Below are 14,022 nucleotides of genomic sequence, written 5' to 3' on the forward strand. Positions count from 1 at the left end.
TTATTAAATGGAGGACAAGATGAGTAAAAAAAATAATGAGAGAAATAGAGCAAATAGAATTATAAAAAGACCTGAATTTCCCAAAAGAGTAGTTATTACTGGAGGTATGCCATATGGTAATAAAGCTTTGCATTTTGGACATATTGGAGGTGTATTTGTCCATGCAGATACATTTGCAAGATTTATGAAAGATAGAATTGGAGAGGAAAATGTAATTTTTGTTTCAGGAACTGATTGTTATGGATCTCCAATAATTACAAGTCATAAAAAACATTGTGAAACTGCAAAGGTTGATATTTCAATTGAAGACTATGTTAATAATTTTCACTTAAAACAAAAACAAACTATGGAAGATTATGATATTAATTTAAGCTTATATGCTACTTCCGCTTTTGGTGAAAGCGGTAAAATACATGAAAATGTTTCAAATGAAGTTTTTAATATATTATATAATAATGGTTTTCTTAAAAAAATGAGTTTACCTCAATTTTATGATGAAAAATTTGGAAGTTTTTTAAATGGTAGGCAAGTAATTGGAAAATGCCCATATGCAGGGTGCAAATCAGAAAAAGGATATGCTGATGAATGTGATTTAGGACATCAATACCCAGCTGAGGAATTGATTAATCCGACAAGTGTTTTATCTGGTGAAAAGCCTGTACTTAAGAATACGGAAAATTGGTATTTTGATCTTGAGAGATTTATTGTTCCATTAAAAAAATTAATCGAGAATCTAAAGAAAGACAGAAACGTTAGACCAGTAGTTATTAGAACTTTAGAGGAGTTTATGAATCCACCTGCTATTCATATAAAACGTAAAGATTTTGAAGAACAAACAGATGAATTTATAAAATCATTAGGTGGCGTATTAGAAAATATTGAGAAAAAACCTTCTATTTCAATAATCTACACGAATTTACAAGATAGAGCAAAGGCAAAAGAAATACTTGATAATTATGGAGTTAGATATAGAAGTGGGAAAGCTATTACACCATTTCGATTGACTGGAAATATTGATTGGGGAATAAAAGTACCTATTAAAGAAGGCGTAGATAAATTGTCATTTTGGGTATGGCCAGAGTCACTTTGGGCTCCAATTTCATTTACAAAAACTTACTTAAAATCAATAGGAAATAATGATAAATGGACAAAATGGTGGACTGATTCTGATACTAAAGTTTACCAATTTATTGGGGAAGATAATATTCATTTTTATGGACTGCCTGAAATGGCGATGATGATGGCATATTACATGGTAGATGGTGAAAAAGATTTGAATGATACTAAGGACCTTAGTATTGACGGAATGAATTTTCCACACCTAGTAGCTAATCACCATATATTATTTATGAATGAAAAAGCAAGTAGTTCGGGTTCTATTAAACCTCCAATGGCGCATGAACTTTTAAATTATTATACAAAGGACCAATTAAGACTTCATTTCTTAAGTTTAGGTTTATCGAAAAAAAGTGTAAGTTTTAATCCAAAGGTGTATGCTTCTGGAATAGAAAGTAAAAACGAAGATCCAGTAATTAATGATGGTTTCCTATTAACAAAAGTTTATAATAGAATTGTAAGATCTTGTTTTTATACAGCACAAACATACAATGATAATAAAATTCCAATGCTTGAAATTAGTGAAGAAATTAAAATGCTAATAGAAAAATCTGTCTACGATTATGAAAATGCAATGTCAAAACAAGAACTTCATAGGGTAATTATTGCTCTTGATAGTGTGATAAGAAAACTAAGTAAATACTGGGCAAAACAAATGAATATTGCAGATAAAGAGGATAATAATGAACTAAGAATGAAAGTATTATCTGATACATTCTATGGTATGAAAGTAATTTTAACATTATTGCATCCTGTTGTACCATCAAGTGCTGAGAATGTAAAAAAATATTTGAATTTAAACGATTCACTTTGGTCATGGAACTTTATTTTTGATACAATTGATTCTAATATTGACGATATAGAAAATCATAAAATTAAGACAATTCCACCAAAATTCGATTTTTTTGCAAATCATCCAAGTTTCTTTTCTTAAAATAAAATTATATTGAAATACAAATAATACAAGTAATACAATTTACTACTATAATCACTTAAAAATCCCTAAAATTGAAATATGATTTTAGGGATTTTTAAAATTTATACAAGCTTTATTTATATATTTTCTGGTTCTTTTCTAAAATAAATTCTTTTGGAAATTTCTTTTGTATTATTAATTTCTTTGTTTATTTCATGTAGTTTGTTTTTTATTGATTGAACCTTATCAGAAGAAACATTGTAGTATAAAAATAAATCTTCGAATTTTCTTATAGTAAAATTTAATTCTTTGCCAATATTTATAAAATCGTTAATATTCTGACTTTTTAGAGCAAATTTAAACTGTTCAATATCTATTTCAATAATATCAATTACATCTTCTTCCTTTTCAAATTCTCTAAGAGGAAGTGGGTATGGCTTTGTCCTTTCTAAAAAGTAATTTCCTTTAGAATTGACATTATAAACATATTGAATTTTGTATCCACCAATTTCAAATTTAACATAACAAAGTTTTCCGCTTATAACAGTAACTTTTGCTCCTAATTGTCTAAGTTTTATTCCTTGTTCCATAATTTCTGCATTTATTAATGTTCTCATATAAGCCTCCTTTATATTATATTAGTACCCAAATATTATAAAAATTTAACTAGAAATAAAATATAATAAGGTAAATACAAGAAATAAATACACTAACAATCATAATAGGAAAACCAATTTTAAGAAATGTAATAAAGCCAAGTTTATTATTTTTCTTTTCAAGCATGCCTGCTACTATAACATTTGCAGAAGCGCCAACTAAAGATCCATTTCCTCCTAAACATGCCCCAAGAGCTAATGACCACCACAGCGGGCCAACTTCGAGTCCGCCGACTTCTGACATATTGCGAATTAGAGGTATCATAGTTGCAACAAAAGGAATATTATCAAGAAATGCTGATGCTATCGCAGATCCCCATAGAATAATCATAGCAGTTAAAAATATATTTCCATTTGTTAAATTAATCATTTTTGTAGCAAGTGTCTCCATAATGCCGACTTCTTCTAAGGCACCTACAAGCATAAATAGAGATGCAAAAAAGAAAATAGTAGGCCATTCAATTTCATAAAACAATTCTTCTACATCAACTTTTCCGATTACTAGAAGTACAGATGCACCAATTAATGCAATGGTTGCAGATTCATAACCAAATTTTTGATGGAGCATAAATCCTATAATCGTTAAAATAAGAACTGTAGAGCTTTTAATCAATATTTTCTTATCTTTAATAGCGAGTTTTTCATCAAGTTTCATAATTTTCATTTTATTTTCTGTTTTGCATTTTAAATCTTTTTTGTAAATAAATTTTAAAATAAACATAATTACAATAAAAACAATAACAATAACAGGTGCTAAATTTGTTACAAAGTCCATAAATCCAAGATTAGCAGCACTTCCAATCATAATATTTGGTGGATCTCCAATTAAGGTTGCTGTTCCTCCAATGTTAGAAATAAGTATTTCAGGTAATAAAAATGGAATGGGATTAAGTTCCAATTTGTCAGTAACAACAAAAGTAACAGGTGCTATTAAAAGAATTGTTGTTACGTTGTCAAGAAGAGCAGAAGAAATTGCTGTAATAAAACAAAATGATACAATTATTTTCCACGGGTCTCCTTTTGCTAGTTTTGCTGCTTTTATAGCGAGATATTCAAAAAAACCACTGCGTTTCATAATATTTACTATAATCATCATACCAATAAGTAGACCTATAGTATTAAAATCAATATGCTCAAATGCTTTTTCTTGGGATTCGACATTAAAAATAAGCATTAAAAAAGCTCCGAGCATTGCAATAGCTGATCTATGAATTCTCTCAGATATAATAATTAAATAAGTTGCTGCAAAAATTACTATAGCTAAAATAACATTTTGTTCCAAATAAATCACTCCCCTACAAGAATTTATTAGACAATATGCCGAACCATAAATTTTATTTTACTATTCTAATATGCCAAAGTCAAATAGTAAATTACCTGAGACGTACTTAATTAGCTGAATTCAAGCTATAGTGCCATTTGTGTCACAACGTGTAATGTTCACTTAAATATATACTTTCATGGAGAATTAATATTTGTAATTTATTGTTTATTAAAAGGGTTAAATAATAAATAAACAAAAAAATGATAAAAGGATTGACTTTTACTAATACTTGAAGTATTATAAATGAGCACAGTATATTAGGAAATTCTAATATACTGTGAAATTAATGTATAGTTTTACTATCAATGGAGGTTATTATGATTAAGTTTATAAATGATATTTTAATGTTTAATTGGCTTAATAAACTGATTACATTACTTGTTGAAAATGTTTTCCATGTATCAACATCAACAAGACTAGGTTCAAGCATTCATTTTTTCTTTTATGATACAATTAAGATTATTATTTTACTTGGAATTATGATTTTTCTTATTTCTTATGTTAGATCTTATTTTCCGCCCGAGAGAACCAAAAAAATACTTAGCAGATTTGATGGTGTAGTGGGAAATATAATGGCTTCTTTACTTGGAACAGTAACACCGTTTTGTTCATGTTCTTCGGTACCAATTTTTATTGGTTTTATAGAAGCAGGTGTTCCTCTAGGCTTAACTTTTTCATTTCTTATTACTTCTCCAATAGTAAATGAGGCGGCTTTTGCAATACTTTTGGCGTCGTTTGGGTGGAAACTTGCATTTACTTACGTTATAACGGGTATCGTTGTAGGAGTAGTTGGTGGAATAGTTATTGGTAAACTTAAGATGGAGGATCAGGTTGAGGGTTATGTTTATGAAATGCAAGTAAATGATTTAGAAATAGAAAAATTAACGCATAAAGAAAGAGTAAATTTTGCGCTTGAAAATGTAAAAGATATTATACTCAGAATTTGGATATTCCTACTTATTGGTATAGCTCTTGGTGCATTAATTCATGGTTGGGCCCCTGCTGAAGTCCTTTCGAAATATGCAGGTCCTTCTAATCCATTTGCAGTATTAGTTGCAGTAGTTGTTGGAATTCCACTTTACTCAAATGCACTTGGTACTATTCCTATTGCAGAAGCGCTAATTGCTAAGGGAGTTGGAATTGGTACAGCACTTTCCTTTATGATGGCAACGACAGCATTATCGCTTCCAGAGATGTTACTTCTTCGAAAAGTTATAAAGCCAAAGTTAATTAAAATGTTTGTAATTATAACTGGAATTGGTATTATATTAGTAGGTTATTTATTTAATAGTATTGCGCATTTGTTAGTATAATGAATGATTTTTTAATCAAAAATTAGTGAGTTGATTAAGTTCATTAAAAAAATCAAAATAAGGAGAATGAATATGATTATTAAAGTACTTGGAACAGGATGTTCGACTTGTAAAAAATTAGAAAAACATACAAAGGATGCTGTAAAAAAATTAGGAATAGAAGCTGAAGTAATTAAGGTAGAGGACATTAAAACAATTATGCAATTTGGAGTTATGAAAGTTCCTGGATTTGTAATTGATGAAAAAGTAATATTTACTGGAAAGGTGCCAAAGGTAGCTGAATTAATGCAAATAATAGAAGAAAATAAATAAAAAAACAAGTCATAAAGGATATCATATAAAAAAAATTATATGATATCCCTTTTTTTATGTTAAAATGTAATAGATGGAAATAATATTAATTGCAAAATATTAGAATGACTATAAATCAGAAAAAGTAGGAGGTTTTTATGGGCTTAAAAGAGCGAAAGGAAATACAAGACAAATTTAAGTGGGATATTTCTTCAATATACTCTGATATGGAAACTTGGGAAGCAGATTATAAAAGAGTGAATAATATTATGAGTGAATTTTCTAATTTAAAAGGAAGTATTTTAGATAGTTCTGATAGTTTTTATAAAGCTATTAAGTTATTTGAAAAAGGTGATAGAATACTCACTAATGTGGTAACATATTCATTTCTTAAAAGAGATGAAGATACATCAAATAACAAATCTTTAGAATATGCAGCAAGAAGTCAACAATTAGCAACAGAATTTTCAAAAATAACATCATTTTTTATTCCAGAAATAATTGAAAAAGATAAATCTATTGTTGATAAATATATTTCAGAAAAAAAGGAACTTAATTTATATAAACAATATATTGATAATATTTTTAGAAGTAAAAAATATATTCTTTCTGAAAGGGAAGAAGAAATTTTAGCAATGTCTTCTGATATTGGAACAGTACCGAATGATGTTTTTGGAACACTTAATTCATCTGATTTTATTTTTCCCTACACCACTGATGAAGATGGAAAAGAGGTACAATTATCACATGGATCTTTTATTCCATTAATGGAATCAAAGAATAGAAAAGTGAGAAAAGAAGCTTTTGAAAAGTATTACTCTGTATTTGAACAGTATCAAAATACATTAGCTAATTTAGTTTATTCAGAAGTTAAAAAGAATATTTTTTATGCAAAAGTTAGAAAGCATGAGAACGCAAGGTCAGCAGCTATTTTTCAAAATAATATTCCTTCATCTGTTTATGATAATTTGATTGAAGCGGTTCATAATAATTTAGAGCCCATGCATAAATATATGAGATTAAGAAAAAAAATATTAGCTTTAGATGAACTTCATATGTATGATTTATATACTCCTATGATTAAAAATTATGATATGAAAGTAAGTTTTGATGAGGCTAAAGAAACTGTAATTGAAACTCTTGGTATTTTAGGAGAAGAGTACAAAAATACTGTAAAGGGAAGTTTTGAAGAAGGCTGGATAGATGTCTATGAAAATAAAGGAAAAAGAAGCGGAGCTTATTCGTGGGGAAATTATGACTCAAAGCCGTTTATTCTTTTAAATTATCATGATACTCTAGATAATATGTTTACTTTGATTCATGAAATGGGACACTCTATGCATAGCTATTTAACTCATAAAAACCAGGAATATGTTTATGGAAATTATAGTATATTTTTAGCTGAAGTTGCTTCTACTACTAATGAATCACTTCTTATGAATCATCTTCTTAAAAATTCTAAATCTAAAGAAGAAAAGTTATATTTACTTAATCACTACCTTGATCAATTTAGAGGTACTGTCTATAGACAAACAATGTTTGCAGAATTCGAAAGAGATATTCACACTGTAGTTGAAAATGGTGGAGCACTTACTGCAGAAAAACTTAAAGAATTATATAGAAATTTAAATATAAAATATTATGGTAAAGATATGATTATTGATAAGCAAATAGATGTTGAGTGGGCAAGAATACCTCATTTTTATTTTAATTTTTACGTTTATCAATATGCTACTGGTTTTTCAGCAGCGATTGCATTATCTAACGCTATAATAAATGAAGGTCAACCTGCAGTAGAAAGATATACTGAATTTTTAAGTGCTGGTAGTAGCAAATATCCAATTGAAATTCTAAGAAAAGCAGGAGCAGACATGGAGACAAAAGCTCCTGTAGAAAGTGCTCTAAAATTGTTTGGAAAATTAGTAGACGAAATGGAAGATTTGACTAACGAATAGTAATTTTAAAAAAATTTATACAAAACAGCTGCCATATACTTTAATAAATAATTAAAGTACATTGTAGCTGTTTTTATTTGTAATCTAAATAATTTCTAAATCGTAATTGAAAGTGCAAATATATTTGATATAATGAATTAGATAAGGTGGTATTATGTCAAGAAAAAGAAGCGTATTAAATAAAGAAGAAATTAAGTTCGTTGTTGATGAACTTGAAAGATTATATCCTAATGCAAAAGCAGAGCTAAATTTTACTAATCCTTTTGAGTTATTAATTGCTACCATTCTTTCTGCTCAGTGCACTGATATTAGAGTAAATATAATTACTAAAGAATTATTTCGTGTGGTTAAAGTACCTTTAGATATAATTAATTTGGGTATATTCGAGCTAGAAAAAATGATAAAAACTTGTGGACTTTCTAAAACAAAATCTAAAAACATTTATAATAGCTGTATTATTATTAATAATGATTATGCCGGTAAAGTTCCAAGTGAATTTGAAGAATTGCTTAAACTTCCTGGAGTGGGAAGAAAAACTGCAAATGTTGTAGTTAGTAATGCTTTTAATACTCCTGCTATAGCAGTTGATACTCATGTTCAAAGGGTATCAAATAGACTGGGTATATCAAATAGTAGTGATGTCTTAAAAACAGAAATGTTCTTAAGAAAAAAGATTAAAAAAGAAAAGTGGACAAAAATGCATCATTGTATAATTTATCATGGTAGAAGAGTATGCAAAGCTAGAAATCCAAAATGTATGGAATGCACTTTAAATTCTATTTGTTTGTTTAATTTAAATAACGTTTAATAAAATTAGTGAAAATAAAGGTGATTATATGAATAAAGAATTAAAAAAACTACCAGACGAAATAATATTCTCTTTAGATATTGGGACTAGGAATGTAGTTGGAACATTGGCTAAAAAAATCGACGATAAGTATATTGTTATAGATTTTGAAGAGCTTGAACACCCTGATAGAGCAATGTTTGATGGACAAATCCATGATATTGATAAAGTCGCAAATGTAGTTGAGAAAGTAAAAATTGCTTTAGAAACAAGAAATTCATATAAATTAAAGAAGGTTGCAATTGCAGCAGCTGGTAGAGCACTAAAAACTGCAAGAGTAAAGACCCTTAGACAAATTGATTATACAAAAATAATAGAAAAAGATCTAATTGATAATATAGAAATGGAAGCAATTCAAAAAGCACAAAGTGAAGTTGTAAATAGAGAAAATGCTAATTCGACAAAGTATTACTGTGTTGGCTACTCAGTTACAAGATACTATTTAGATGGTTCTATGATTATTAATCCTAAAGATCATAAAGGAAGAGAATTAGAAGTTGACTTAATAGCAACTTTTTTACCACATATGGTTGTAGATAGCCTTTATACGGTTGTTGATAAAAATGATTTAGAAGTTGTTAATTTAACTCTAGAGCCTATTGCTGCAATTAATGTTGCAATTCCAGAAAATATTAGATTGTTAAATTTAGCATTAGTTGATGTTGGAGCTGGAACATCAGATATAGCGATTACAAAAGACGGGACTATTTCGTCGTATGGTATGGTATCTATGGCTGGTGACTTACTTACTGAGGCAATTGCTAAAGAGTATTTGCTTGATTTTAATACTGCAGAAGAAGTAAAAAGAAAACTTTCAATAAATGAAAAAATTACATTCGCTAATATAGTGGGCATGGATTACACTATAATTTCAAGTGAGATAACAGAAAAAATAATGCCAGTAATTGATAATATAACTGAGAATATTTCTAATCAGATTAAAGAATTTAATGGAAAAGCGCCCAGTGCTGTTTTTTGTATTGGTGGTGGTTGTCAGGTTCCTCAGTTTACTGAAAAATTATCTGAAAAACTAGGAATTCCAAAGGAGAGAACAGTAATTAAAAGCACTGAAATGATAAAAGAACTTGAATTTAAGGAAAAAAGTTTTTCTGGTCCAGAATATATAACTCCTATAGGAATTGGCTACACGGCATTTAAAGAAATTGAAAGCAATTTTCTTCAAGTAAAGGTAAATGATAAGCCTATTAGATTATTTAATTCTAGGAAGCTTAATGTTTCAGATGCTTTAATATTAATTGGATTTAATCCAAGAGACTTAATTGCAAAACGCGGAGAGTCTTATACAGTAATTGTTAATGGTAAAGAGAAAATAATAATTGGAGAATATGGTGAACCTGCAAATATATATGTGAATGGTGCTATTTCAAGCCTAGATACAAAACTTAAAAATAAGGATTCAATTTTTGTAGAAAATGCTGCTAATGGGGATCGAAGATACATGAAACTTTCAGAGTATTTTGTTCAAAAAAATATTTTTATTAGAGGGAAAAAAATTAATTTGATAAATAATGTTAAATTAAATGATGAGAAAGTTGAATTATCTTCTATTGTAAAAGAAAATGATGTGGTTAAGTATTCTTTAATAAAAACTGTAGGTGATTTAGCAGAGTATCTAGATCTTAATACAAATTTTTTTGATATGTACGTTAATGGTAAGAAAGCTAGCATAGATATTTTATTAAAAGATAGTGATGAAGTTGATTATAAGACTGCGAATATTGAAGAAGTCTTAGAAGAAAAGAATACTAATATTATAAGTGATTTTAGTAAAGAAGAAAATTTTATTGATATGGCAAATACGGATGATGTTGAATATTCTGAAATAGCACAAAATAGTAAGATTGATATAGACGAGTATATTAAGAATGTTTTTGATGAGCCAAAAATAAATTCAAATAGCGATATTGAGCTTTCAAAGCAAATTGACAGCGTTCTTCAAGATACTCTTGCAAATAATATAAATAATACAAAATATAGCTATTGGTTTATGGTTAATGGCGAAAAAGTTGAAGTTAATAATGTAAAAAGAAAATTAGTTTTTGTAGATATTTTTGAACATTACAAATTTGATACATCGAAACCTAAAGGAATGATTGTATTAAAATTAAATGGGAAAAGGGCAAGTTATACGGATGTTCTTAAGTCAGGTGACGTAATTGAACTAGGATGGAGATAATGGATAATAGATTGATATTGGTTACAGGTGGAGCGAGAAGTGGAAAGAGCACATTTGCAGAAAAATTAGTAAATGTGAGTAATAATAAAGTTGCTTATATAGCTACAGCAATTGCATTTGATGAAGGTATGAAAGATAGAATAAAGAAACATAAAGAAAGTAGACCTAAACATTGGAATACTTATGAATTATATAAGGATATTTATAAAGAAATAAAAAATATTACAAAAGATTGTGATACAATTCTTCTGGATTGTATTACAATTTTAGTCACAAATTTAATGTTTGATTTTGATCAAGTTGATTACGAAAAATGTAGTAGAAATATTATTGATGAAATTGAAAAATACATTAAAGATCAGGTTGTAAAATTAATTAATGAAATACGTAAAACTAATGTAAAAGCAGTATTTGTAACTAATGAACTTGGAATGGGAATTGTTCCTGAAAATAGACTATCTAGAATATATAGGGATATTGCGGGTAGAATTAATCAGGTAATTGCACAAAATGCAGATGATGTATATTTGTTAGTTTCGGGAGTTGAAATAAAAATAAAGTAGGTGAAGTGTTGAAAAGGTTTTTACTTATGGTACAGTTTTTAACAAGGATTCCTTTAAATTTTGATTTAGAAATTACTGATAAAGATTTTAGTGAAGGAATTATATATTTTCCAATAATAGGTGCTATTATTGGTATCTTAACGACAAGTGTTTTTATGGCATTTAATAGCTATATTTCCTATAATGTTGCAGTAGTTAGTGCTGTTATTTTTGAAGTGCTTATTACAGGTGCTCTTCATCTAGATGGGCTTGCAGATACTTTTGATGGATTATATTCTAATAGAAATAGGGATCGAATTCTTGAAATAATGAAGGATTCTAGAGTAGGTTCAAATGGTGTTCTTTCGTTAATTGGGCTTTTTGCATTAAAAATAACTTTAATACTATCAGTTGGAGTGGATTATATTTATCCAATTCTTTTTTTTATGCCTATAGTTTCTAGAATGGCTGTGCCATTTTTTTGTTATAAAGCTAAATATGCTAGAGAAAAAGGAATGGGCAATTTTTTTATTGGAAAAGTAAAAAAAGTTCATTTAGTAATTGTTATAGCTATGTATATATTACTTAGCTTATTTAACATTAATGTATCAATTATGGTAATTCCTGTTATTTTATTTTCGTATTTATATAGAAGACATATTGAAAAAATTATTGGTGGTTTAACAGGTGATAATATTGGAGCACTTATTGAACTTTCAGAAATAGTTTTTTTATTTTCTTCTTTTGTGGTTATTAATTATTCTTTGTAGATTGATAAGTTGTTTTAAAACTAAATAAACTAATATGTTTAATATATATGGAGGTTTTTTTGAAAGTAATATTAATAAGACATGGAGAGACGACAGCTAATAGAAAAGGAATTTTTTCTGGACATTTAGATGCAAAATTAACTGAAAAAGGAAAAGAACAAGCAATAAATTGTAGAAATAGAATAGTTAATTTAAAAATTGATTATGTATTTTCTTCTGATTTATCTCGGGCAGTAGATACAGCAAAAATAGTTATAGAATCTAGAAATCTTGATATAGAAGAAAAATCAGGCTTAAGAGAAATGAATTTTGGTGAATGGGAAGGATGTAAATATGATGAGATTGGAGAAAAATATCCTGATGAATTTAATGTTTGGTCAAAAGATACTCTAAATATTCCTTGTTTAAATGGCGAAAGTAGACGGACTTTTTATTTTCGTGTAATTAAAGAATATAAAGAATTAATAAATAGATTCGACTATACAAATAAAGATAAAAATAAAACAATTGCTATATTTGCGCATTCTGGAGTAGTCAGAAGTATACTTTCAAGTGAAATCATAGGTGATATTGATGGATACTGGAAATTTGAAATAGATAATTGCAGTGTTAATATACTTGAATATGATGAGAAGGGTTTTTGTTATGCAAAAAAAATTAATAGCTTAGAAAAAATTTAGAGGTGATTACATGGGAGGCATAGTAATAGCTGGAGTTAATAGTAATGTTGGAAAAACTACAATTACTCTAGGTATAATGAAGGCACTTGTTAAAAGAAAATTAAAAGTTCAAGCTTATAAGGTTGGACCTGATTATATTGATCCAGCTTTTCATACGCATGTTACAAATACATATTCAAGAAATTTAGATTCTTGGATGTTAAATGAAGAAACAATTAAATATTTATACCATAAAAATTTAGCCGATTCTGATATTGCAATTGTTGAAGGTGTGATGGGAATGTATGATGGATTCTCAGGAGACTCTGAAATTGGAAGTACGGCACATGTTTCTAAAATATTAAATTTACCTGTAGTGCTTGTTATTGATGGAAGTGGTATTGCAGCGTCTGCAGCAGCTATCGTTAAAGGCTTTGCTACATTTGATAAAAAAGTAAATATAGCTGGTGTTATTATAAATAAAGTTCATGGGGAAAAACACTATGATATTTTAAGAAAAGCTATTGAGAAATATACTGATGTACTTTGTTTAGGTTATGTTAATAAAGATACTTCGATTTCACTTGAGAGTAGACATTTAGGATTAGTTCCAAGTGATGAAGTTGATCAATTAGATGAAAAAATAAATATAATTTCTCAGATGATAGAAGAAACATTGGATATTGGCAAATTAATTGACTTATCGGTTCAAAATAATAGTAATTATAATTTGAAGGATAATAAAATAATAGATTTGCTAATTTCAAATAAAAATAAGTATAAAGATGTTAAAATTGGAGTTGCTTTAGATAAAGCCTTTAATTTTTATTATAAAGACAATTTAGATCTTTTAGAGTATTTTGGCGCAAAAATTAAATATTTTTCTCCAATGAGTGATGATGAACTTCCAAAAGATGTTTCATTAATTTACTTTGGAGGAGGTTTTCCTGAAGTATTTGCAAAGAAATTAACAAACAATACTTTGATGATTAATAGTATTAAGGATGCTTTTAATAAAAAAATGCCAATTTACGCAGAGTGTGGTGGATTAATGTATTTAACAGGTTCAATAAAAACATTAAATGGTGATATTTTTCAGATGTGTTCAATAATAAATGGAAAAAGTCAAATGACAAAGAGGCTTCAAAGATTTGGTTATATTGAAGTGAATACTACTAAGGATTCAATTGTAGGTAAAAAAAATACAAACTTTAAGGCACATGAATTTCACAGATCAATTGTAATCTCAGATGATGAAAAAATATTTGATGTAAGTAAAAAAAGAGAATTTGGAAATAGAAATTGGTTGTGTGGATATAAGAAAAAAAATTTACTAGCAAGCTATTCGCATATACATTTTTTTAATAATGTAAATATTGCATTGAATTTACTTGAAAATGCAGAAAAATTTAGGAAAGAATCTTTGGAGGATTAGA

The 14,022-nt window shown here is 27.9% G+C and carries 12 protein-coding genes; 10 read left to right on the plus strand and 2 right to left on the minus strand.

From position 1 onward, the window contains the following. Positions 1 to 19: 19 nt before the first annotated feature. Entirely contained in the window at positions 20 to 2,050 is a 2,031-nt protein-coding gene (locus tag AACH12_RS05225) for a class I tRNA ligase family protein (RefSeq protein WP_338537005.1), read from the plus strand. A 119-nt stretch (positions 2,051 to 2,169) separates the two neighbouring features. Here the strand turns inward: AACH12_RS05225 and AACH12_RS05230 are convergent, their stop codons facing one another. Continuing rightward, positions 2,170 to 2,649 (minus strand): hypothetical protein, encoded by a 480-nt coding sequence (locus AACH12_RS05230; protein WP_338537006.1) that lies wholly within the window; start codon positions 2,647 to 2,649, stop codon positions 2,170 to 2,172. Between the two features lie 49 nt (positions 2,650 to 2,698). Then, positions 2,699 to 3,970: an ArsB/NhaD family transporter gene (locus tag AACH12_RS05235; protein WP_338537007.1), complete on the minus strand. Its 1,272-nt coding sequence runs from the start codon at positions 3,968 to 3,970 to the stop codon at positions 2,699 to 2,701. A 359-nt stretch (positions 3,971 to 4,329) separates the two neighbouring features. On the opposite strand from AACH12_RS05235, the gene AACH12_RS05240 reads away from it, so the two are divergent. From AACH12_RS05240 to AACH12_RS05280, 9 genes are all read left to right on the plus strand, one after another. Further along, positions 4,330 to 5,325, plus strand: a complete 996-nt coding sequence (locus AACH12_RS05240; RefSeq protein ID WP_338537008.1) for a permease — start codon at positions 4,330 to 4,332, stop codon at positions 5,323 to 5,325. Positions 5,326 to 5,397: 72 nt separating this feature from the next. Beyond that, a complete protein-coding gene (locus AACH12_RS05245; RefSeq protein ID WP_338537009.1) occupies positions 5,398 to 5,637 on the plus strand; it encodes a thioredoxin family protein in 240 nt (79 codons plus the stop codon). A 137-nt stretch (positions 5,638 to 5,774) separates the two neighbouring features. After that, a complete protein-coding gene (gene pepF, locus AACH12_RS05250) occupies positions 5,775 to 7,571 on the plus strand; it encodes an oligoendopeptidase F (RefSeq protein WP_338537010.1) in 1,797 nt (598 codons plus the stop codon). Positions 7,572 to 7,725: 154 nt separating this feature from the next. Next, on the plus strand, positions 7,726 to 8,379 hold the full coding sequence (nth, locus tag AACH12_RS05255; RefSeq protein ID WP_338537011.1) for an endonuclease III: 654 nt from the start codon (positions 7,726 to 7,728) through the stop codon (positions 8,377 to 8,379). 28 nt (positions 8,380 to 8,407) lie between these two features. Continuing rightward, positions 8,408 to 10,615 carry a cell division FtsA domain-containing protein gene (locus AACH12_RS05260; protein WP_338537012.1) on the plus strand — a complete coding sequence of 736 codons (2,208 nt, stop codon included), beginning with the start codon at positions 8,408 to 8,410 and terminating at the stop codon, positions 10,613 to 10,615. Beyond that, entirely contained in the window at positions 10,615 to 11,178 is a 564-nt protein-coding gene (gene cobU, locus AACH12_RS05265; protein ID WP_338537013.1) for a bifunctional adenosylcobinamide kinase/adenosylcobinamide-phosphate guanylyltransferase, read from the plus strand. The genes AACH12_RS05260 and cobU overlap by 1 nt, the downstream gene beginning before the upstream one ends. 5 nt (positions 11,179 to 11,183) lie before the next feature. Next, positions 11,184 to 11,927: an adenosylcobinamide-GDP ribazoletransferase gene (gene cobS, locus AACH12_RS05270; RefSeq protein WP_338537014.1), complete on the plus strand. Its 744-nt coding sequence runs from the start codon at positions 11,184 to 11,186 to the stop codon at positions 11,925 to 11,927. 59 nt (positions 11,928 to 11,986) lie between these two features. Then, entirely contained in the window at positions 11,987 to 12,607 is a 621-nt protein-coding gene (locus tag AACH12_RS05275; protein WP_338537015.1) for a histidine phosphatase family protein, read from the plus strand. A 10-nt stretch (positions 12,608 to 12,617) separates the two neighbouring features. Next, positions 12,618 to 14,021, plus strand: coding sequence for a cobyrinate a,c-diamide synthase (locus AACH12_RS05280; RefSeq protein ID WP_338537016.1), 1,404 nt, complete (start codon positions 12,618 to 12,620; stop codon positions 14,019 to 14,021). The last annotated feature ends 1 nt before the right edge of the window (position 14,022 follow it).

The sequence above is a fragment of the Helicovermis profundi genome, from assembly GCF_033097505.1.
Classification (GTDB): Bacteria; Bacillota; Clostridia; order Peptostreptococcales; family Acidaminobacteraceae; genus Helicovermis; species Helicovermis profundi.